Here is a 20,903-nt window from a genome sequence, read left to right as displayed (position 1 = left end):
GCGCTCGTTCCTCGCAGCCTCGCTCAACCAGCGGTGGACTATGCGACGAGCATCCCACCGCGGACGGACATTCCGATCGCCTTCTGGTAGTGGCCAAGGAGCTCGTCGCAGATCCGGCTCCAGGTGCGGCCCTCGACCGAGGCGCGGGCCGCCTCGCCGAACGCATGGCGCTTCGCGTCGTCGCCGATCAGGTCCTGCGTGTGGGCCCGCAGCGCGGCGAGGTCGCCCGGGCGGTACAGCCAGCCGGTGCGGGACGGGTCGACGAGGTCGATCGGGCCCCCGCGACGGGGGGCGATCACCGGCAGGCCGGAGGCCTTCGCCTCCTGGATGGCCTGGCAGAACGTCTCCAACTCGCCGGGGTGGACGAAGAGGTCGAGGGAGGCGAGAGCGACGGGCAGCTCGTCGCCCGTCAACTGGCCCAGGAACGCCGCACGGGGAAGCAGGGCCTCAAGCTGCGTGCGCTGCGGACCGTCACCGATCACGACGAGCCGGGTGCCCGGCAGGTCGGCGATGGCGGCCAGATCCTCGACCCGCTTCTCGGAGGCCAGCCGGCCCATGTAGCCGATGAGACGCTCGCCGTTCGGCGCGAGGCGCTCACGGAGCGCGGCGCTGCGGCGGCCGGGATGGAAACGGACGGAATCGACGCCGCGGCCCCACACGCCGACGCGCGGCACGCCTCGTCCGACCAACTGGTCGCGGGCGTAGGTCGACGGCGCGAAGTTCAGCGAGGCCAAGGAGTGGACGCGACGCACGCGGTGCCAGAGCAGCGGCTCGAGGTGGGGGAAGCCGTAGCGGGTCGCGTACGTGGGCACCTCGGTCTGGTAGATCCCGACCATCGGGATCCCCAGCCGCGCGGCCACGGACGCGGCCTTGAAACCCATGAGCAACGGCGCCGCAAGATGCACGACGTCCGGCTGAAACCCGGTGAGCAGACGCGAGATGCTGAGGGTCGACGTGGTGACCACGCGGACGGCATCGTAACCGGGAAGGCCGATAGATGTGACGGTCTCGACAGGGAAGCCGCAGTAGTGGCTGGGCGTACGCCCGCCGTCCTGTGGGGCGATCACCATGGCGTCGTGACCGGTCGCCTTAAGGTGCTCCAACACGCGGAGCACCGAGTTGGTGACCCCGTTGACCTGCGGGAGGAAACTCTCCGCAACGATGGCAACACGCACGGCACGGAGTCTACTCGCGTTCTTGTGTCGTCCAACTCGTCGCGCGGCCGGGCGCAGATGAAGCCTCGATGTACGTTTCGGTGATTCGGGACATCCCGCGTACACTTGACAGGCCCGGACGAGGCGTAACCGCCCGCGTGACACACATGAGCGGGCACCATTCAGCCCCTCACCGAGAGCTCTCTTCATGATGAAACCAGGCAAAAAGCCGCGCTGGTCCGCTGAAAAGCGGAAGACAAAGGGCGCCCAGCCCTCCCGCCGCGGCCACCACGACGCCGACGCGAAGCACCCGCTGAACCGCAAGCAGCGCCGCGCGCTCGAGTTCGGCGACAAGCCCTCCCAGCCCGCGACGAACGACCGCCAAGCCGATCGGCCCCGCGAGGACCGGCCGCGTGACGACCAGCGTGCCAGCCGCCGCTATCCCTCCGACGACCGCCGCGGCGGGCAGCGCTCGGACGACCGTTCCCAGGATCGTCGGAGCGACGAGAGGGGCGGGTACCGCCGCGACGATCGTTTCGGCGACCGCAACCGGGACGATCGCGGGGGAGACCGCCGCGACGTCCGCAGGGATGACCGGTTCGAGGACCGTCGGAGGGACGACCGCCGCGACGATCGCGGAGGTTTCCGCCGCGATGACCGGTTCGAGGACCGTCGCCGCGATGACCGGCGCGACGAAAGGGGCGGGTACCGCCGCGACGATCGCTTCGGCGACCGCAACCGGGACGATCGTGGCGGAGATCGTCGCGACGTCCGCAGGGATGACCGGTTCGAGGACCGTCGCCGCGACGACCGTGACTTCCGCGACCGTGACGACCGAGGCCGCCACGGCGACCGGCCAAAGCTGCGTGCCGGCGCCTCCAAGTTCGAGCCGCGCCGCGACCACGAGCCGCGCGGACACGTCGACAAGCGCAGGCACTTCGACCGCGATCGTGACCGTGACCGCGGGTTCGACCGTGCGCCGCGTGACGAGTTCGACGCCGAGTCGGACCAGATGAGCTGGACCGCCACAACGGCCGAGGCCGTCGAGGGCGACGTGGCATCGGGCTTCTTCGAGCTGGGCGTCGCCGAGCCGTTGGTGCGCGTGCTCGCCGGCCAGGGCATCACCGCGCCCTTCCCGATCCAGGCCGCGACCATCGGCGACGCGCTCGCCGGCCGCGACGTGCTCGGCCGTGGCCGCACCGGCTCCGGTAAGACGCTGGCCTTCGGCCTGCCGATGCTGACCCGACTGGCCGAGGGCACGCCCGTCGGCTCGCCGCGCGCAGTGATCCTCACCCCCACCCGCGAACTCGCGCTGCAGATCGCCGACAACCTGTCGCCGCTGGCAGCCGCTGTCGGCATCGACCTCACGCTGGTTGCGGGCGGCATGAGCTACGGCCCGCAGATCAAGGCGTTCGCGCGCGGCGTTGACGTCGTCGTCGCCACCCCTGGCCGCCTGATCGACCTGCTGGAGCAGGGCGTCGCCGACCTCAGCCAGGTGGAGATCGCCGTTCTCGACGAGGCCGACCACATGGCCGACCTTGGCTTCCTCCAGCCCGTCCAGACGCTGCTCGACGCCTCGGGCGACGGCCAGCGCCTGCTGTTCTCGGCCACGCTGGACAACGCCGTGGCCTCGCTGGTCAGGACCTACCTGCACGACCCGGCGACGCACGAGGTCGACTCGAGCAAGGCGTCGGTCTCGACGATGGTCCACCGGCCGCTGCTCGTGCACCCGCACCACAAGAACCAGGTGACCGCCGAGATCGCCAACCGCGACGGCCGCACCGTCCTGTTCGCCCGCACGCAGATGGGCACGGACCGTATCGCGACCCAGCTCCGCGAGGCCGGCGTCATGGCGGGCGCACTGCACGGCGGTCTGACGCAGGGCGCCCGGGCTCGCATCCTCACCGCGTTCCGCGAGGGCACCGTCCCTGTGCTCGTCGCCACCGACGTCGCCGCCCGCGGCATCCACGTGGACGACGTGACGCTGGTGCTGCAGGTGGACCCGCCGCATGACTCCAAGGACTACCTGCACCGTGCGGGTCGCACCGCGCGCGCCGGGAACGAAGGCGTCGTCGCCAGCATCGTGCTGCCGCACCAGCGCAAGATGTCGCGCCGTCTCCTCGGCCAGGCGGGCGTGTCCGCCGAGCCGATGCCGGTCGAGCCCAACTCCGACGAGCTGTTCGTCGCGACGGGTGCCCGCCCCACGTCCGGCGAGCCGATCGCCGACGCCGAGTACCAGGCCCTCATCGCCCCGAAGCAGCAGCAGCGTCGTCGCCCCGACGGCCCGCGCGGCGGCCACGGGGGTCGTGGCCGCGGAGGCCACGGACGCCCTGGGCGCCCGCGCCGCGACCGCTACTAGTATCGGCGGGCGATGGACACTGAGCTCACCTTGCGGGCGGCGATCCCGGAGGATGCGCCGCGCCTGCTGCGCGTGATCCGGGAGGCGTTCGCCGCGCGCCGGCCCGTCGACCCGCCCGCTGACGCGCTCTCCGACACGGAAGCCGACGTCGCCCGCGCCCTCGTCGAGGGGGCGGGCGTCGTCGCCGAGTTGGAGGGCGAGATCGTCGGCGGGCTGCTCATCGACCTCGACGGCGACGTAGCGACCCTGCGCCGCGTGTCCGTCCTTCCTGTTTACTCTGGGCACGGCGTGGCGCGCGCCATCGTGGAGGGGGCGCTCAGCCTCTCCTCCGACCTGGGCGCCGGCCGCGTGCGGCTCATCGCGCGCCGCGAGTTCCCCGAGCTCATCGCGTTCTGGCGTCACCATGGATTCGAGGTCGTCGGGGACGCTCCGAACGGTGTCTGGCTGGCCCGAGACCTGCCTGTGATCGTGGACGTGCCGACGGCCGACGACATGCGCGCCCTCGGCCGCGCCCTCGCGCGCGTGCTCGTCCGCGGGGACGTCGTCGTCGCCACCGGCGACTTGGGCGCGGGCAAGACCACCCTGACGCAGGGCATCGGCGAGGGGCTAGACGTCGATGGGCCGGTGATCTCGCCGACCTTCGTCATCTCCCGCGTGCACCCCGGCCGCGGCGACGGTCCTGCGCTCGTGCATGTCGACGCCTACCGGCTCGGCGACGCCGCGGAACTCGCCGACATCGACCTCGATGCTTCCCTTGCCGACGCCGTGACACTCGTGGAGTGGGGCGCGGGCCTCGTCGAGTGGTTGAGCGATGACAGGCTGGAGATCGACATCGTCCGCGGCTTGGACGACGACGGGCGCACCGTCTATCTCACCGGGATCGGCCCGCGCTGGGCCGGAGCCCTCGACCCCCTCAGGGAGCGGCCATGACCATCACGCTCGGCATCGACACCAGCGCGTTCGTCGCGGTCGGGGTCGCCGTCGACGGCGAGGCCCGCGCCCGCGTCGTCGTGGAGGACACGCGCGCGCACGCCGAGGCGCTCATGCCCGCCGTGCTCGAGGCGTGCGCGCAGGCCGGCGTCGCGCTGCGGGACGTCGAAGAGTTCGTCGTCGGCATGGGGCCGGGTCCGTTCACCGGGCTGCGGGTCGGCATCGCGACGGCGTGGACGCTCGCCCACGCGGCGGGGAAGACCCCCCACGGCGTGTGCTCGCTCGACGTCGTCGCCCGGCAATGGGCTGACGACGGAGCCTCTGAGGAGTTCGTCGTCGCCGCGGACGCGCGCCGCAAGGAGCTGTACTGGCGCCGTTACCTCGCCGACGGCTCGCCTGCGGGCGACCCGCAGGTGAGCGCGCCCGACCACCTGCCCGGCCTTCCCGTCGTCGGCACCGTTCCTGAGCAGCTCACGGCGCAGCTACATTCCCACCTGATGGTCGAGCGGAAGCTCGACCCGGGGGTGCTCGCGGCGCAGTGGCGGACTCTTGAGCCCGCGGGCGACGAGCCCTACTACCTGCGTGCCGCCGACGCGACGGTTCCGGGGGCTCCCAAGTCGGCGCTGCCGCGGCTGCGGGCGTCGCGATGATCGTCGAGCCTGCCGCGGCTACCGACCTCGCGCAGATCCTGGCACTGGAGGAACACTTCGGCGTGCAATGGTCGGAAGCGTCCTGGCGCGCGGAGCTGAGCGGCGAAGGGCGCCGCGTGCTTGTCGCTCGCGTCGACGGCGAGCTCGTCGGCGTCGCGTGCTTCCAGCGGCTCGCCGAGGTCGTCGACCTGCACCGCATCGTCGTCGCCCCTAGCCAAAGGCGGTTGGGGCTTGCGCGCGCCATGCTGGTGGCTGGGCTCCAGTGGGCCATAGGAGAGGGCGCGGCGCGGATGGTGCTCGAGGTCGAGCACGACAACGAGCCCGCCATCGCGCTGTACCGCGGATACGGGTTCCTGCCCATCGCCACCCGCGCCGACTACTACGGCCCCGGGGCGGACGCCGTCATCATGGAGCGCCCACTCGAGGGCGTCGACGCCGACTCCGTCGGCACCTGGATTCTGGACGAGGAGCAGCAATGAGCGAACCGTTGGTGCTGGGCATCGAGTCGTCGTGCGACGAGACGGGCGTCGGCATCGTCCGGGGCCGCACGCTGCTCGCCAACGAGGTTGCCAGCAGCGTCGACCTGCACGTCCGCTTCGGGGGAGTCGTTCCCGAGGTGGCGAGCCGCGCGCACCTGTCCGCGCTGGTCCCGGCGCTGGAGCGCGCCGCAGCGACCGCGGACATCGACCTCGCCGAGGTCGACGCCATCGCCGTGACCGCCGGGCCTGGCTTGATGGGCGCCCTTGTCGTCGGCCTTGCCTCCGCAAAGGCGCTGTCCGCATACCTGAACAAGCCGTTGTACGGCGTCAATCACCTCGTCGGGCACGTCGCGGTCGACCTGCTCGACCACGGCGAGCTGCCCATGCCGGCGCTCGCGCTGCTCGTCAGCGGCGGGCACACCTCGCTGCTCCACGTGCGCGACATCGCCACCGACATCACCGAGCTGGGCTCCACCATCGACGACGCCGCGGGCGAAGCGTACGACAAGGTCGCCCGCATCCTCGGCCTGCCCTACCCGGGCGGGCCGGTCATCGACAAGGCCGCGCAGGAGGGCGACCCGACGGCCATCCGTTTCCCGCGCGGTCTCACCGCCAAGCACGACCTGGAGAGGCACCGCTTCGACTTCTCCTTCTCCGGGCTCAAGACCTCGGTGGCCCGCTGGGTGGAGCGGCGCAGGCTCGACGGCCTGGACGTGCCGGTTGCCGACGTGGCAGCGAGCTTCCAGGAGGCCGTTTGCGACGTGCTCACAGCCAAGACGGTCGACGCCGCGCAACACCTCGGCGTCGACACCATCCTGCTGGGTGGGGGAGTCGCCGCTAACTCGCGGCTGCGGACCCTCCTGGAGGAGCGGGCCAACGCTGTCGGGGTCCAACTGCGGCGACCGCGCCCTGCTCTCTGCACCGACAACGGCGCGATGATCGCCGCCGTCGGCAGTGAGGTCGTCCGTGCAGGCCTCTCCCCGTCGGGCCTCGGCATCTCCGCGAACTCGGGTCTACCCGTGTCGACTGTGGTGGTTTCGGCAACAACTCCGTAACGATCTCGGGGCGTTAAGGCAGCCTGCTAACGCAAACCTCCACGGGATCGCTATCGTGCTGACCACTTGGCCGTTTTTTCGGCCACGCAACGTTGTCTCACGACAAGGAGTTCTCAATGAAGTTCAGGCGAACGAAGGCCGCGCTCGGCCTCGCGCTGACGGGTGCCCTGATGCTGGGTGCCTGCACCAGCCCGGAGGAGCCCGGCGGCACGACGGGGCCCAGCGGCCCCGCTACGGCCGGCCCCACGGAAACCACGCCCCCCGGCGGCAGCAGCACCGCGCCCTGCCTGCAGGACGTCGGCATCACCGCCACCAAGGACGGCGACGTCAAGTTCACCGCCGGCCCCGGCGACTGGAGCGGCTACAACTCGATCACGTCGAAGACGTACTCGACCTACAACTCCGCCGTCGCCGCGCACATGTTCTCCAGCTTCGTCTATTTCGGTGACGACGGCACCATCTGCGACAACACGGAGTTCGGCACGTACAAGATCCTCTCCGAGGATCCGCTGGAGATCGAGTACACGATCAGCGACGCGGCCGTGTGGTCCGACGGCACCCCGGTGACCATCAACGACTACCTGCTCGACTACGCCGCGCAGAACCCCGAGTGGATCGTTCCCGGCTACGCCAACGGCAAGGACCCCAAGGCGAAGGCCGTCTTCGATCACGTCTCGGCGTCGTTCCCGCAGTACATTCCGGACGGCCCTCAGGGCACGGTCGACTCCAAGACCTTCACCGTGAAGTATGACGCCCCGTACCCGGACTTCCGTCTGGTCATCGGCTCGACGCTGCCCGCCCACGTCGCGGCAACCAAGGCGGGCCTCGATCCGAAGGAGCTGGCGCAGGCGATCATCGACAAGGATGCGGAGACCGTCAAGAAGGTCGCCGAGTTCTGGAACACCGGCTGGATGTACAACCCGGGCGAGCTTCCGGACATGGCCGACGTCCCCTCTTCGGGCCCCTACAAGCTGAAGGAAGGCGGCTGGCAGGCCGGCAACGCCCTGACGCTCGAGGCCAATGACAAGTACTGGGGCACCCCCGCGGGTACCAAGAACCTGATCTTCCGCTTCATCAAGGACGAGAACCAGGCCCAGGCGCTGCAGAACGGCGACGTCCAGGCCATCTCGCCGCAGGCCGACGAGGCCGGGCTCGCCACGCTGCAGAACATCGGCCCGTCCATCAACATCCACCAGTACTCCACCCTGACCTGGGAGCACCTGGACTTCAACTTCCGCGACACCAACGTGTTCTCGGATGCCCAGGGCGGCATCAAGCTGCGCGAGGCCTTCGCCTACTGCGTGCCGCGCCAGCGCATTGTCGACTTGCTGATCAAGCCGGTCTCCCCGGACAGCGTCGTGATGAACGCCCGTGAGGTGTTCCCCTTCCAGGAGAACTACCAGGCCGTCGTCGATGCCGCCTACCATGGCCGCTTCGACAAGGTCGACATCGAGCAGTCGAAGGCCCTCATCGCCGAGTCCGGCGTGAAGACGCCGATCGAGGTTCGCATCGGTTACCGCGCAGGCAACAAGCGCCGCGCCGATCAGGTCGCCGCGATCGCCGCTTCCTGCAAGGACGCGGGCTTCGAGGTCAAGGACGTCAACGCGGCCGACTTCTTCGAGAAGGCGCTGCCGGATGGCGACTACGAGGTGGCCCTGTTCGCGTGGGCCGGCTCCGGCCAGATCGCCTCGGGTGAGAACATCTACGCCACGGGCCGTCCGCAGAACTACGGCCAGTACTCTAACGCGACGGTCGACGCCGCCTGGAAGACGCTCGGCTCGACGCTGGATCCTGCTGTCCACCTGGAGCAGGTGAAGATCATCGAGAAGGAGCTGTGGAACACGCTGTACGGCATCCCGCTGTTCGCGCACCCCGGCATCGCCGGCTCCGACGCCAAGATGCAGAACGTGCGTCCGACCGCTACCCAGGACGGCATCTCCTGGAACGCCCCGCAGTGGCTGAATAGCTGAGCCACTGATTAGCTGCCGTGGGGGCAGGCGGCACCCGCCGCCTGCCCCCACCGCATTTCGCACGCCATTCTCACTGACTCCGGCATGTTTCTTGGCGTAGGATCAGCGCCACGTGCCGGGGCTCTGCACCGCGGCCGACTCCACCGAAGGACTACTTAGTGATCAGATATATCGCGAGACGCTTGGGGATCTCGCTCCTCATCCTGCTCCTGGGCTCGTTCCTGATGTACGTGCTGACGATCAACTCCGGGGATCCGCTCGCGGATCTGCGCGAGTCGAACAGCCCCAACCGGGAGAACCTGATCCGGCAACGCATCGAGAACATGGGACTCGATGTCCCCTGGTACGAGCGTTACTTCACGTGGCTCGGTGGAGCCTCCAAGTGCCTCATCGGCCAGTGCGATCTCGGAAAGGACATCGTGGGCCGCGAGGTGACCTCGCTCGTCGTGATCGCCGCAGGATCGACCCTCAGACTCGTCGTCCTCGCCACGATCCTCGCGATCGTGGTCGGTGTCATTCTCGGCATCGTGACGGCTGTGAGGCAGTACAGCGGGTTTGACTACGCCGTGACCTTCATGGCCTTCGTCTTCTTCTCGCTGCCCGTGTTCTGGGCTGCCGTGCTCCTGAAGCACTACGCGGCCATCGAGTTCAACAACTGGATCGTCGACGCGAAATTCACGCTCCCGGAGATATTGATCATCTCCGGGGTTCTCGCCTTCATCCTGACGGCGGCCATAGGTGGCCCCGTGAAACGGAGGGCCATCAGCTTCTTCGCCTCGTTCGCAGTGTTCGTCGGGGCGATGTTCTACTTCGACGCCGTTACCTGGTTCCGCAGGCCGTCCATCGGGTTGCCGGTCTTCATCATCGTCATCGCCGCGGCTGCGGTGCTGATCGTAGCGCTGACCTCGGGCTTCAAGAATCGCAGGGTCGTCTACGCCGTCGGCACCACCGCGGTGGTCGGGATGGTCAGCTATGCGGTGCTGAGGCCCCTCCTCATGAAGCAACCGTCCGTGCTGCTGCTTCTCGGCTGCCTGCTGTTCGCGGTCGTCGCGGGGCTGGTGAGCGGATACGCCTGGGGCGGCTTCTCCCGCAAGCAGGCGATGTCCGCCTCGGCGATCCTCGCCGTCGTGGGATCGCTGATCGCGTTCGCCGACCTGATGCTCAGCAACTGGGCGGCCTACCTCAAGCTCCAGCCGCGCCCCATTCCCACCATCGGCTCCATGAGCCCCAACTTCGACGCGCCCTTCTGGGGACACGCCGTCGACGCGGCGACGCACCTCGTGCTCCCCACGATCGTCCTCACGCTCGTCTCCGTCGCGGGGTATACCCGCTACACCAGGGCGTCGATGCTGGACGTGCTCAACCAGGACTACATCCGCACCGCCCGCTCCAAGGGCGTATCGGAACGCAAGGTGATCACCAAGCACGCATTCCGCAACTCGCTGATCCCCCTGGCCACCATCGTCGCGTTCGACTTCGCGGCCCTGATCGGCGGCGCCGTCATCACGGAGTCGGTCTTCGGCTGGCAGGGCATGGGCAACCTCTTCATGGTCGGGCTTCAACAGGTCGATCCCAATCCAGTGATGGCGTTCTTCCTCGTCACCGGCACCGCGGCCGTGGTGATGAACCTCCTCGCGGACATCGCCTACGCCTTCCTCGACCCGCGAATCGCGCGCTAAGGAGCCTGCCATGAGTGATCCCAACAACTCGCTCCCCGCGATCGACCCCCACGACCAGTTCTCCATCGAGGACGACGTCGCGTCGACCACGACCAAGTCCTACTCGCAGGGCCAGCTCGTGCGCCGTCGGTTCTTCCGGCACAAGGCGGCCATGATCTCGATGATCGTCCTGCTGTTCATCATCCTGCTCGCGTTCACGTCGATCGGCTGGGGCCCCATTCCCGGCTGGTGGTCCAAGACGTATGTCGACGCCTACGACATCGTCAACGAGGCGCGCCCGACCATCCAGTTCTTCCCGCCGTCGCTGGGCGAGCACCCGTTCGGCCAGGACAGCATCGGCAAGGACTACTTCGCGTTGGTGATGCGCGGCACGCAGCAGTCGCTGTTCGTGGCGTTCACCGTCGGCATCATCGCCACCATCATCGGCACGATCATCGGCGCCATGGCGGGCTACTACCGCGGCCTCATCGAGGCCTTCCTCATGCGCGTCACCGACCTCTTCATCATCATCCCGACGCTGGTGCTGGCCGCGGTGCTCGGCCGCATGTTCGGCGCCAACATCGTGATGCTCGCGCTGGTGCTGGCGGTCGTCTCCTGGACCGGCCTCGCGCGGCTCGTGCGCGGCGAGGTGCTGTCGCTGCGCGAGCGGGAGTTCGTGATGGCGGCCCGGGCTCTCGGCACGCCGTCTCCCCAGATCATCGTGCGCCACATCCTGCCGAACGCGCTCGGCACCATCGTGGTCAACGCGACCCTGCTCATCTCGGCCGCGATCCTCACCGAGACCGCGCTTTCCTATCTCGGCTTCGGCGTGCGGGCGCCCGACACGTCGCTGGGCCTCCTGGTCTCCGAGAACCAGAACGCGCTCAACAACAGGCCGTGGCTCTTCTGGGTCCCCGGCATGTTCATCCTGCTGATCTCGCTGTGCGTCAACTTCATCGGCGACGGCCTGCGCGACGCGTTCGATCCTCGCCAGCAGATGGACTGAAGGGTTAGGACATGACTGAAATGAAGACCTTCACCGGCGAGAACGCGGCCCTCGAGTTCGACGACCTGAACGTGCGCTTCCGCACCGAGTTCGGCGTCGTCCACGCCGTCAAGGGCCTGTCGCTGACCGTCGAGCCCGGAGAGGTGATGGCGCTGGTGGGCGAGTCCGGCTCCGGCAAGTCCGTCACCGCGACCACCGCCCTCGGCCTGCTGCCGAAGACCGCCCGGATCGAGGGGCGCACCGTCGTCGGCGACAAGGTCGTCGGCGACCTGTCCGGCCGGGAACTGCGCTCGATCCGCGGCCGCCGCGTCGCCATGGTGTTCCAAGAGCCGATGACGGCGCTCAACCCCGTGATCAAGATCGGCGAGCAGCTGATCGAGTCGATGGAGGTGCATGGCGTCGCGTTCGGCCGCGAGGCCTGGCAGCGCGCCATCGACCTGCTGGCCGCCGTCGGCATCCCCGCGCCCGAGCGGCGCGTCAACCAGTACCCGCACGAGCTGTCCGGCGGCATGCGGCAGCGCGTCGTCATCGCCATGGCGCTGACCTGCGACCCGGAGGTGATCATCGCCGACGAGCCGACGACGGCGCTCGACGTCACCGTGCAGGCCGACATCCTCGACCTGCTGCGCTCGCTGAAGGACAAGCTGAACACCGGCATCCTGCTGATCACGCACAACATGGGAGTGGTCGCCGACATGGCCGACAACGTCGCCGTGATGTTCAAGGGCAACATCGTCGAGCGCGGCACGGTGGACGAGGTGCTGCTCAACCCGCAGCACCCCTACACCCAGAAGCTGCTCGCGGCGGTACCGCACCTGGGCGACGGCCACGGCCAGTTCGGCGTGGCGCCGAAGGACGTGGCCCCGGGCGCGGAGACGGCCCTTTCCGTGGAGAACCTGGTCGTCGAGTACCGCAGGCAGGGGAAGAAGCCGTTCCGCGCCGTCGACGACGTGAGCTTCGACGTCAAGCGCGGCGAGATCGTCGGCCTTGTGGGTGAGTCCGGTTCGGGCAAGTCGACGATCGGTCGCGCGCTGCTCGGGCTGATCCCTTCCGAGTCCGGCCAGGTGCGTGTCCTCGACCAGGACCTGCTCTCGCTGAAGGGCCCGGAGCTGAAGAGCCTCCGCAAGCGCGTCGGCGTCATCTTCCAGGACCCGGCGGCGTCGTTGAACCCGCGGTTCCCGATCGGCGACGTGATCTCCGAGCCGTTGTCGGTCCACGGCATCGGAACCCCGAAGGAGCGCGAGGCGCGCGTGCACAAGCTGCTGGAGGCGGTGCACCTGCCCCGCAGCGCGTACAACCGCTATCCGCACGAGCTCTCCGGCGGCCAGCGCCAGCGGGTGTCGATCGCGCGGGCGCTCGCGTTGAAGCCGGACCTGCTGATCGCCGACGAGCCGACCTCGGCCCTCGACGTGTCCGTTCAGGCATCGGTCCTCGCGATGTTCACGGACCTCCAGGTCCAGTTCGGATTCGCGTGTCTGTTCATCTCGCACGACCTCGCGGTCATCGACTCGCTCGCGCACCGCGTCGTCGTGATGCAGTTCGGCAAGATCGTGGAGGCGGGAACGCGCGAGGACGTGCTGCTCAACCCGCAGCAGGAATACACGAAGCGCCTGCTCGCCGCGGCCCCGGTGCCGAACCCGATCGAGCAGCGTCAGCGTCGCGAGGAGCGCCACGCCCTGCTCGAGTCGCTGGGCGACCGCGTCGTCGAGCTCGACACCCGGGAGCTGCTGTAGAACCGGACCCCGATAGCCTCGCCCGCGTGAGAGATCAGGCGCTGGCCGCGGCGATGCGAGAGCCGGACCCGTCATCGCTCGGCGCGGGGGAGAGGCTGCGGCGCAGCTTCGGGGCGGACGATGCCGCGTGGGCGCTCGGCCAGGCGGTGCTGCGTCGTCGGGCGGCGGCGAAGTTCGAGCGCGCCGACGAGATGCTGTTCACCCGCAACGGCCTGGAGCAGGCGACGCGACGGTCCGTGGCCCGGTGGCGGGCGCAGCGGTTCGCCGACGCGGGCGTGACGGAGGTGTGGGACCTCGGCTGCGGGATCGGCGCGGACGCCATGGCGTTCCTCGAGGCGGGGCTCCGCGTCGTCGCGGTCGACGCCGACCCGGAGACCGCCGCCGTCGCTGCACATAACCTCGCGCTGGTCGCGGGCGCTCCCGGCTTCTCGCGCACGCGCTCTCCCGACTGCCTGGCGGCCGGGCTGACGTACGACGTGCACGTCGGCCTCGCCGAGGAGCAGACCCCGCCGCCCGGGGCGGCGATCTTCCTCGACCCCGCGCGGCGCACCGCACGCGGACGCACCTGGAACGTCGCGGACTTCACGCCGTCGTGGGACTTCGTGCTCGCGCAGCTGTCCTCGGACCGGTTCGTGTGCGTGAAGCTCGGCCCTGGCGTTCCGAAGGAGATCATCCCCTATGGTGTCCAGGCGGCGTGGGTGAGCGAGTCGCACGACGTCGTCGAGGCGTCGCTGTGGAACCGGCTCTCGGAGGGACCCGCCGTCGTCGCGCTGGGAGCCGGCGGCGCCACGACGCTGGCCCGGACGGGGGGACGCCCCGGATTGGACGTTCGGCCGCTGGGCCGGTACCTGATCGAGCCCGACGGCGCGGTGATCCGCGCGGGGCTGTTCGAAGAGATCGCCCCCGCGCACGACCTGTGGCTGCTCGACCCGCACATCGCTTACCTGTCGAGCGACGAGCCGCTTGCCTCGCCGTTGGCCACCTGTTTCGCTGTCCGCGAGGTGCTCGACTACGACCGTAGGACGCTCCGACGCTGGGTCGCGGAGCACGGCATCGGCACGCTGGAGATCAAGAAGCGCGGGATCGACGTCGACCCCGCTGCCCTGCGCCGCGAGCTGAAGCCGAAGGGCACGGCGTCGGCGACGCTGGTACTCGCGAGGACGCTGGAGGGCACGAAGGCGGTCGTCGTCGAGCGACTCTCGTTCCTTGAGCCGCGCCCAAGGAGCGAAGCGACGTAGCGCGCGTCGAAAGGTCCGCAACTGTGGGCAGATCGCCGCGGAAGGCACGGAGTGCCACAATAGGGGTCGTGCGTGTTTGGAACTTTTCCCCAGGTCCTGCGATGCTCCCGACCAGCGTGTTGGAGCGTGCCCAGTCCGAGCTCCTCGATTGGCAAGGCGGCGGCATGTCCGTCATGGAGGTGTCGCACCGCGGCAAGCCGTTCGTGGCCTGTGCGGCGCGTGCCGAGGCGCTGCTGCGCGAGCTCCTCGGCGTCCCGGACAACTACCGTGTGCTGTTCCTGCAGGGCGGGGCGAGCGCGCAGTTCGACGCCATCCCGATGAACCTCACCCAGCCCGGCGACGCCGTCGGCTTCCTCAACACGGGGCAATGGTCGGCGAAGGCGATCAAGGCCGCCAAGCGCCAGGGGCTGGACGTGGCTGTCCTGGCCGACGAGGCCGCCACCAACTACACGACGGTGCCCGCCGCCGGCAGCTACGCCGTCGACCCCGCCGCGGCCTACGTGCACTACACCCCGAACGAGACCATCGGCGGCGTGGAGTTCGACTACGTCCCCGAGACCGGCGACGTGCCGCTGGTGGCCGACTTCTCCTCGACCATCCTTTCGCGACCCATTGACGTCGCCCGTTACGGCCTGATCTACGCCGGCGCGCAGAAGAACATGGGGCCGTCCGGCCTGTGCGTGGTGATCGTGCGCGACGACCTGGTGGGCAAGGCCCGCGCCACCACGCCGTCGGTCCTCGACTACGCGCAGATGGCCGCAAGCGACTCCATGCTCAACACCCCGCCGACGTTCAGCATCTACCTCCTTGGCCAGATCCTCGAGTGGATCAGCGACCTCGGCGGCCTGAGCGCCATGGCCGAGCGGAACGGGGCGAAGGCCGCTGAGCTGTACGGCTTCATCGACGCGTCGGACTACTACTCGAACCCGGTGGCGCCGAACGCGCGATCGTGGATGAACGTGCCGTTCCTCATCGCCGACCCGGCGCTGGACAAGACGTTCGTCGCGGAGGCCGCGGAGGCGGGGCTGACGAACTTGGCGGGTCACCGGTCGGTCGGCGGCATGCGTGCGAGCATCTACAACGCGATGCCGATCGAGGGCGTCCACGACCTGATCGACTTCATGGCCGACTTCGAGAAGCGGAACGGGTAGGCATGACCCACAACGAAGAGCGGCCGGCTGCGCCGTTCCAGATTCGCACGCTCAACGCGATCAGCCAGGCGGGCCTGAGCCAGCTGCCGAAGGAGCTGTACGACGTCGGCGGTCACGTCGAGGAGCCCGACGCGCTGATCCTGCGCTCCGCGAACCTCCACGGGATCCCGATCCCCGCATCGGTGAAGGCCGTCGCGCGCGCCGGCGCAGGCACCAACAACATCCCCGTGGCCGACTACACGGACCGCGGCATCCCGGTGTTCAACACCCCCGGCTCGAACGCCAACGCGGTCAAGGAGCTGGTCATCGCCGCCATCTTCCTGGCCGCGCGCAACATCGTCGACGCGGCTGCCTACGCCCACCGGCTGCGCGGCGACGCGGCGTCGATGGACAAGGAGGTGGAGGCCAACAAGAAGCAGTTCGCCGGGTTCGAGCTGCCGGGCCGGACTCTCGGCGTGATCGGCCTGGGTGCCATCGGCGTCGAGGTCGCCAATGCCGCCGTCGGCCTGGGCATGAAGGTGATGGGGTACGACCCGGGCGTCACCGTCAAGCATGCCTGGAAGCTGTCAAGCCGCGTCGAGCACGTCACCAACCTCGACAACCTGCTGAAGCGCGCCGACATCCTCACCGTGCACGTGCCGCTGATCGACGCCACCCGCGGCCTGATCGGCAGGGATCAGTTCGCGCTGATGAAGAAGTCCGCGGTGCTGGTGAACTTCGCCCGCGCGCCCATCGTCGACCTCGACGCCGTCGTGGAGGCCCTGGAGACGGAGCGTCTGCGCGGCTACGTCTGCGACTTCCCGGTCCCCGAGCTGAACACGCGTCCGCGCGCCGTCACGCTGCCGCACCTCGGCGCGTCGACGCATGAGGCGGAGGAGAACTCGGCCCGCATGGCCGCCAACGAGCTGCGGGAGTACCTTGAGCACGGGAACATCTCCAACTCGGTGAACTTCCCCGAGGCGGTGCTCCCGAGGAACGGCGGCACGCGGATCGCGATCGTGAACTCCAACGTGCCGAACATGGTCGGCCAGATCTCGACGCTCCTCGCGGAGGCGGGCCTCAACATCGAGGACCTGCTGAACAAGTCGCGCGGCGAACTGGCCTACACCTTGGTCGACGTGGAGGGCGACGTCTCCGACGACCTGCTCGGCCGCATCCTCGGCATCGACGGCGTCCTCACCGCCCGCCTGATCCGCTGAGCTCGGGTTGATACCAGAGTGGTATCATCGCGCACATGGCAATGACACTGCGGCTGACATCCGAGGATGAGCAGGCCCTGGCGCTTCTTGCGGAGGCGGATGGGGTCAGCAAGCAAGAGGCGACCGTGCGTGCGATCCGCGAGGCCTCGGCACGGCGCCTGCACGAGGGCAAAGTCCGTCGGCTGTCCGACGTCGCGCGTGTTCGCTACGCAGACCTGCTTGACCGTCTCGGCCAGTGATCCACTACCTCTCTCTGGAGGACTTGTTCACCCTCGCTGGGGACCTCGGAGTCGGCCCGGTACGCGACGTCGGACTCCTCGATTCGGCTGCGTACCGGCCGCAGGCAACAGTGTTCGGCGTTGAGGCTTACCCGAGTCTTGACGTCAAGGCCGCAGTTCTGCTGGAGTCCGTCGTACGCAACCATGCCCTGGGTGATGGCAACAAGCGACTGGGTTGGCTATCGATGGTGGTGTTCTGTGGTCTCAACGACGTCGTCATCGATGCCCCGGACGACGACGCCTACGCGTTGGTGATAGCAGTCGCAGAGGGCGCCGTCGATCATCAGGAGGTGGCGGCGAGACTCGCCTCCTGGAGCACGGCGACACCGTGACCTACCGTAAAAGTGCGGTGAGATAGGCCGAGTACCCCGGAGACTGGGTAAAAGCCCAATCTGTCTGGACTTTTCCGGCAACGGAGTCGGATACTCAGCCGGGGGCGAAGGTGGCGCGGCGGTTGGTGCGGCGCAGGATCCGCAGCAGCGGGCGGCCGACGATGGCGAGCGTCACGATCGTCGTGACGGAACGGCCGAGGTTCCAACCCATCGCCGTAGCCATGTTCCACAACAGGAATCGGTGGAGGTTCTCGCGGATCGGGGCGCCGGCGACGTAGCTCAGCTCCGTCGACAGCCCCAGGTTGAACGGCCAGAATGACATGTCGACCAGCGCGCCGTAGAGCGTCGTGGAGACCGCGCCATACGCGCCGAGCAGGGCGATCTCCGCCCAGCTGCCGTGCGCGGGCCGGGAGCCTTGCTTGGCGGCGTGGCCGCCCGGGAGCAGCCCGGCGCCCATGCCGACGAACGACGCCGCCATCATCTGGAACGGCAGCCATGGTCCCACGCCGCCCGTCAACAGCGACGACGTCATCAGCGTCGTGCTGCCGAGCAGGAACCCGAACGTCGGGCCGAACACGCGGCCGCCGAGGATCAGCGGGATGAACACGAACTCGATGCCCGCGGTGCCCGCCCCCAGCGGCCGCGACAGCGCGCCCAGCGCGGAAAGGACGCCCAGCATCGCCAACGTCTTCGGATCGATCGTGCCCCTGCTGAGCTGCGACACCACGATGCCGATCACGATCGGCAGCAGCAGCGCGAAGATGAACGGCGACAATGCGTTGCCGTCCAGCGCCGCCGACGGCGCCACGAGCAGCGGCCAGAAGAACGCGAGGAACGCGACGACCACCGCGATCCCGAGCATGACGCCGGAGGCCCAGTCGCGTTCCTGGCTCATGCGTACTGCCTCAGGCCTTGGGCCGACAGCGCATCGGCGACCTCGGCCACCGTCAGCACGTCGTGCGGGTGAAACACCTTCGCGACCTGGGGCGAGAAGCCGGGGGAGGCGCAGCAGACGACCCTGGTTGGGCCATCCGCGACGACGTCGCCGTCGGCCAGCACCACGCAGCGATCGGTCGCCTGCGCGGTGAATTCGACATCGTGCGTGGCGATGACGACGCAGGCGCCCTCGTTGGCGAGCTGCCGCACGATGAGCGCCAGCTCGTGCTTCATCTGGTAGTCGAGGCCGCGGGTGGGCTCGTCGAGGCAGATGACGACGGGGCGGGCGGCGAGCTGGATGGCCAGCACGAGGGCCAGGCGCTGGCCCTCGGACAGGTCGCGGGGGTTGCGGTCGTCGGGCAGATCCGCGCCGAGGCGAGTGAGGATCGCGCGCGTGGTGCCCTCTTCTGCGTGCGACTCGCGGTCGGCCTGGCTCAGTTCCTCGCCGACGCTCGGCAGGTACAGCAGGTCGGACGGCGTCTGCGGCACCAGCGACACGAGGCACCGGGCCTCGCCGTCGCTCACCCGGCGCGGGTCGGCGCCGCGGATGCTGAGGGTTCCCGTGCTGGCCACCGCGCCCTGTAGCGCCCACAGCAGCGACGACTTCCCCGACCCGTTGCGACCCATGAGCGCGATGACGGTGCCCGCGTGCAGGTCGAGGCTGGCCCCGACGGCACGTAAACGGCCGTAGTCGACGGCGAGGTCGCGCGCTTCCGCGACCCGGGTGAGCCCGGCATCGTTCCAGGCCACGGTGTCCTCCGGCAAGTCGGGCAGCACCACGTGCGGGCCTTCCTCGTGCACCTTGCGGCGCGCGTCGCGGACGCTGGTTGCCACCGTCGGCCAACCCAGCACGCCGGACAGCTCCACCAGCGGCGGCCGGACGTCGGCCTGGGCAAGCACGTCGGCGGTCCGGCCGAAGACACCGCTCCCGTCGCCGGGCAGCCAGAGAGCCGAGTCTGCGGTGTGCATGACGCGCTCCAGGCGGTGCTCGGCGAGCACGACGGTGAGGCCGACGTCGTAGACCAGGGTGTTGATCGCCGAGAGCACGTCCTGGGCTGCGTTCGGGTCGAGCGCGGAGGTCGGCTCGTCGAGCACCAGCACGCGCGGCTGGGCCGCGAGCACCGCGGCGATGGCGACCCGCTGCTGCTGACCGCCGGAGAGCTCGACGAGCGCGCGGCGGCGCAGCTCGGCGATGCCCATCAGGTCGAGGGTCTCCTCGACGCGCTTGCGCATGGTCGAAGGGGCTAGTCCGAGCTGCTCCATCCCGTAGGCCACCTCGTCCTCGACGACGTCGGTCACGAAGCCGGAGAGCGGGTTCTGGCCGACGTAGCCGACGAGGTCGGCGAGCTCGCGCGGGCGCGTGCCGGTGATATCGCGGCCGGCGACGCGGATCCGGCCGGACATCGTCGCGCCGGTCGCCCCGGGGATGAGCGAGTTGATCGCGCCCAGCAGCGTTGACTTCCCTGAGCCGGTGCGGCCGACGACGACGCACAGGTCGGACTCGCGGATCACGCCGGTGACGCCGCGCAGCACCGGGCGATCGGCGCCGGGCTGGGTGATGGTGACGTTGTCGAACTCGATCATGCGGCGATCCTGGAGGGCGGGGTGACGAAGCCCGGGAGCGCGAAGAAGAGGGCGCTGAGCAGGGCGAGCGGAGGAAGGGTCGGCGGCCGGAACGGCGTGACCGGCGGGTTCATCGCCTGGGGCGCGCCGAACTCGGAGGCGAGGTAGAAGACGACGGCCAGGCCCGCCAGTCCGCAGCCGAGCGTGACGTACTCGGGTCCGCCCCACGGTGCGGGGCGGTAACGCGTGACGCCGAGCTGGCGGCCCGAGGCGCGCATGCCCCACACCGTCAGCGCAAGCCCGACGCCGATCAGCGCCAGCGCGAGAATGGCGGGCCCGCGGAGCCCCAGCATGCCGTTCATCCGCGCGGGCACGCCGAGCAGCACGTAGATGCCCAGCGTGACCGCGAGCAGCGCGCCGAGCAGCGGCCAGGTGCCCCGACGACGTTCGCCCGCGACGCGGGTCCTGCCGTAGCCGCGGGCCTCCATCGACGTCGCGAGCTGGAGCGAGGACTCGACGCTGTCTTCGATCACGGGAATGAGGGTGGCGGGCACGGCCGACAGGCCGCGGCGCCGACCGCCCCGGAGCCGCTGCCCGCGCCGCACCCGGTGCAGCGAGCCGATCAGCTGCGGGATGAGGGCGAGCGCGATGACGACCGCGGTGGAAATGTCGCGAAGCCCGGCGGGCACGGACTTGAGAGCCGTGCGGGGGTTCGCCAGGGAGTTGGCCGCGCCCACGCACAGCAACATCGTCGCGAGCCGCAGGGCGTCGAACAGCGCGAACATGAGGCCGTCGACCGTCACAGGTCCGCCCAGCCGGATGCCGGCCGCCCAGTCGGGCAGCTGGATGGAGGGGAGGGTGAAGAGCACCTCCCCGGCGCGCGTGCCGCCGATGGTGATCTGGAAGAACATGCGCATGGCGACGATGAACAGCGCGAGGAAGAGGTAGACCTTGAGGGAGCGCGCCCAGGGCGCATCGGGGCGGCGGAGGATCACGACGGCGACCATCGCAGCCGCAATCAGGCCGATGACGAGCGGGTTAGCCGTCAGGCTCACCGCGGCGCCCGCGCTCAGCGCCCACGCCCACCACGCCCAAGGGTGCACGAAGCGCAGCCCGCGCTGATCGACGGCGGGGGCTGCGGCTTCGGGCGTGCCGTCGGCGACGGCGACCCTTGGCAGGAGGCGGGGCATGGGTGAGACCGGTTGGCTACCG

The 20,903-nt window shown here is 69.4% G+C and carries 19 protein-coding genes; 14 read left to right on the top strand and 5 right to left on the bottom strand.

Features of this window, described 5'->3' with window-relative positions:
- Positions 1 to 38: 38 nt before the first annotated feature.
- Both IPJ61_RS12295 and IPJ61_RS12290 read right to left on the bottom strand, forming a co-directional pair.
- Entirely contained in the window at positions 39 to 1,175 is a 1,137-nt protein-coding gene (locus tag IPJ61_RS12295; RefSeq protein ID WP_297107686.1) for a glycosyltransferase family 4 protein, read from the bottom strand.
- Between the two features lie 169 nt (positions 1,176 to 1,344).
- Entirely contained in the window at positions 1,345 to 2,091 is a 747-nt protein-coding gene (locus IPJ61_RS12290; RefSeq protein WP_297107683.1) for a hypothetical protein, read from the bottom strand.
- A 75-nt stretch (positions 2,092 to 2,166) separates the two neighbouring features.
- Here IPJ61_RS12290 and IPJ61_RS12285 point away from each other — a divergent pair, with 75 nt between their 5' ends.
- The 14 genes from IPJ61_RS12285 (at position 2,167) to IPJ61_RS12220 (ending at position 17,192) form a co-directional block, all read left to right on the top strand.
- A complete protein-coding gene (locus IPJ61_RS12285; RefSeq protein ID WP_297107680.1) occupies positions 2,167 to 3,513 on the top strand; it encodes a DEAD/DEAH box helicase in 1,347 nt (448 codons plus the stop codon).
- A gap of 12 nt (positions 3,514 to 3,525) precedes the next feature.
- On the top strand, positions 3,526 to 4,443 hold the full coding sequence (tsaE, locus tag IPJ61_RS12280; RefSeq protein WP_297107678.1) for a tRNA (adenosine(37)-N6)-threonylcarbamoyltransferase complex ATPase subunit type 1 TsaE: 918 nt from the start codon (positions 3,526 to 3,528) through the stop codon (positions 4,441 to 4,443).
- A complete protein-coding gene (gene tsaB / locus IPJ61_RS12275) occupies positions 4,440 to 5,093 on the top strand; it encodes a tRNA (adenosine(37)-N6)-threonylcarbamoyltransferase complex dimerization subunit type 1 TsaB (protein WP_297107675.1) in 654 nt (217 codons plus the stop codon). Before tsaE ends, tsaB begins: the two co-directional genes overlap by 4 nt.
- Positions 5,090 to 5,572: a GNAT family N-acetyltransferase gene (locus IPJ61_RS12270; protein ID WP_297107672.1), complete on the top strand. Its 483-nt coding sequence runs from the start codon at positions 5,090 to 5,092 to the stop codon at positions 5,570 to 5,572. Before tsaB ends, IPJ61_RS12270 begins: the two co-directional genes overlap by 4 nt.
- Complete coding sequence (tsaD, locus tag IPJ61_RS12265; protein ID WP_297107670.1) at positions 5,569 to 6,627, top strand: tRNA (adenosine(37)-N6)-threonylcarbamoyltransferase complex transferase subunit TsaD; 1,059 nt, start codon at positions 5,569 to 5,571, stop codon at positions 6,625 to 6,627. Before IPJ61_RS12270 ends, tsaD begins: the two co-directional genes overlap by 4 nt.
- Before the next feature lie 116 nt (positions 6,628 to 6,743).
- Positions 6,744 to 8,597: an ABC transporter substrate-binding protein gene (locus IPJ61_RS12260; protein WP_297107667.1), complete on the top strand. Its 1,854-nt coding sequence runs from the start codon at positions 6,744 to 6,746 to the stop codon at positions 8,595 to 8,597.
- Between the two features lie 182 nt (positions 8,598 to 8,779).
- Positions 8,780 to 10,276 (top strand): ABC transporter permease, encoded by a 1,497-nt coding sequence (locus IPJ61_RS12255; RefSeq protein WP_297107665.1) that lies wholly within the window; start codon positions 8,780 to 8,782, stop codon positions 10,274 to 10,276.
- A gap of 10 nt (positions 10,277 to 10,286) precedes the next feature.
- On the top strand, positions 10,287 to 11,261 hold the full coding sequence (locus IPJ61_RS12250) for an ABC transporter permease (RefSeq protein ID WP_297107662.1): 975 nt from the start codon (positions 10,287 to 10,289) through the stop codon (positions 11,259 to 11,261).
- 11 nt (positions 11,262 to 11,272) lie between these two features.
- Entirely contained in the window at positions 11,273 to 12,994 is a 1,722-nt protein-coding gene (locus tag IPJ61_RS12245) for an ABC transporter ATP-binding protein (protein ID WP_297107659.1), read from the top strand.
- Between the two features lie 26 nt (positions 12,995 to 13,020).
- A complete protein-coding gene (locus IPJ61_RS12240; RefSeq protein WP_297107653.1) occupies positions 13,021 to 14,232 on the top strand; it encodes a THUMP-like domain-containing protein in 1,212 nt (403 codons plus the stop codon).
- Between the two features lie 23 nt (positions 14,233 to 14,255).
- Entirely contained in the window at positions 14,256 to 15,383 is a 1,128-nt protein-coding gene (gene serC / locus IPJ61_RS12235; protein WP_366505571.1) for a 3-phosphoserine/phosphohydroxythreonine transaminase, read from the top strand.
- 2 nt (positions 15,384 to 15,385) lie between these two features.
- Complete coding sequence (locus IPJ61_RS12230) at positions 15,386 to 16,582, top strand: phosphoglycerate dehydrogenase (protein WP_297107649.1); 1,197 nt, start codon at positions 15,386 to 15,388, stop codon at positions 16,580 to 16,582.
- Positions 16,583 to 16,617: 35 nt separating this feature from the next.
- The gene (locus tag IPJ61_RS12225; RefSeq protein WP_297107647.1) at positions 16,618 to 16,821 is read left to right on the top strand and encodes a CopG family transcriptional regulator; all 204 of its coding nucleotides are present in this window, start codon (positions 16,618 to 16,620) and stop codon (positions 16,819 to 16,821) included.
- The gene (locus IPJ61_RS12220; RefSeq protein WP_297107644.1) at positions 16,818 to 17,192 is read left to right on the top strand and encodes a type II toxin-antitoxin system death-on-curing family toxin; all 375 of its coding nucleotides are present in this window, start codon (positions 16,818 to 16,820) and stop codon (positions 17,190 to 17,192) included. Before IPJ61_RS12225 ends, IPJ61_RS12220 begins: the two co-directional genes overlap by 4 nt.
- A 94-nt stretch (positions 17,193 to 17,286) precedes the next feature.
- Here the strand turns inward: IPJ61_RS12220 and IPJ61_RS12215 are convergent, their stop codons facing one another.
- Genes IPJ61_RS12215 through IPJ61_RS12205 form a run of 3 tightly spaced genes read right to left on the bottom strand, consistent with a single transcriptional unit; the run spans position 17,287 to position 20,881 of the window.
- Positions 17,287 to 18,087, bottom strand: a complete 801-nt coding sequence (locus IPJ61_RS12215) for an ECF transporter S component (RefSeq protein ID WP_297107642.1) — start codon at positions 18,085 to 18,087, stop codon at positions 17,287 to 17,289.
- Positions 18,084 to 19,712: an ABC transporter ATP-binding protein gene (locus tag IPJ61_RS12210; protein ID WP_297107640.1), complete on the bottom strand. Its 1,629-nt coding sequence runs from the start codon at positions 19,710 to 19,712 to the stop codon at positions 18,084 to 18,086. Before IPJ61_RS12210 ends, IPJ61_RS12215 begins: the two co-directional genes overlap by 4 nt.
- Entirely contained in the window at positions 19,709 to 20,881 is a 1,173-nt protein-coding gene (locus IPJ61_RS12205) for a CbiQ family ECF transporter T component (RefSeq protein WP_297107637.1), read from the bottom strand. The genes IPJ61_RS12210 and IPJ61_RS12205 overlap by 4 nt, the downstream gene beginning before the upstream one ends.
- Between the last annotated feature and the right edge of the window lie 22 nt (positions 20,882 to 20,903).

This window comes from Tessaracoccus sp., from assembly GCF_016714275.1.
GTDB lineage: Bacteria > Actinomycetota > Actinomycetes > Propionibacteriales > Propionibacteriaceae > Arachnia.
This window is presented reverse-complemented; position numbering and strand designations above follow the sequence as displayed.

Excerpts from the sequence above, each read along its gene's own strand:
- IPJ61_RS12215 (WP_297107642.1), bottom strand. The coding sequence starts at position 18,087 with ATGAGCCAGGAACGCGACTGGGCCTCCGGCGTCATGCTCGGGATCGCG.
- IPJ61_RS12260 (WP_297107667.1), top strand. The coding sequence starts at position 6,744 with ATGAAGTTCAGGCGAACGAAGGCCGCGCTCGGCCTCGCGCTGACGGGT.
- IPJ61_RS12250 (WP_297107662.1), top strand. The coding sequence starts at position 10,287 with ATGAGTGATCCCAACAACTCGCTCCCCGCGATCGACCCCCACGACCAG.
- IPJ61_RS12230 (WP_297107649.1), top strand. The coding sequence starts at position 15,386 with ATGACCCACAACGAAGAGCGGCCGGCTGCGCCGTTCCAGATTCGCACG.
- IPJ61_RS12210 (WP_297107640.1), bottom strand. The coding sequence starts at position 19,712 with ATGATCGAGTTCGACAACGTCACCATCACCCAGCCCGGCGCCGATCGC.
- IPJ61_RS12285 (WP_297107680.1), top strand. The coding sequence starts at position 2,167 with ATGAGCTGGACCGCCACAACGGCCGAGGCCGTCGAGGGCGACGTGGCA.
- IPJ61_RS12205 (WP_297107637.1), bottom strand. The coding sequence starts at position 20,881 with ATGCCCCGCCTCCTGCCAAGGGTCGCCGTCGCCGACGGCACGCCCGAA.
- IPJ61_RS12270 (WP_297107672.1), top strand. The coding sequence starts at position 5,090 with ATGATCGTCGAGCCTGCCGCGGCTACCGACCTCGCGCAGATCCTGGCA.
- tsaB (WP_297107675.1), top strand. The coding sequence starts at position 4,440 with ATGACCATCACGCTCGGCATCGACACCAGCGCGTTCGTCGCGGTCGGG.
- tsaE (WP_297107678.1), top strand. The coding sequence starts at position 3,526 with ATGGACACTGAGCTCACCTTGCGGGCGGCGATCCCGGAGGATGCGCCG.
- IPJ61_RS12245 (WP_297107659.1), top strand. The coding sequence starts at position 11,273 with ATGACTGAAATGAAGACCTTCACCGGCGAGAACGCGGCCCTCGAGTTC.
- IPJ61_RS12225 (WP_297107647.1), top strand. The coding sequence starts at position 16,618 with ATGGCAATGACACTGCGGCTGACATCCGAGGATGAGCAGGCCCTGGCG.
- tsaD (WP_297107670.1), top strand. The coding sequence starts at position 5,569 with ATGAGCGAACCGTTGGTGCTGGGCATCGAGTCGTCGTGCGACGAGACG.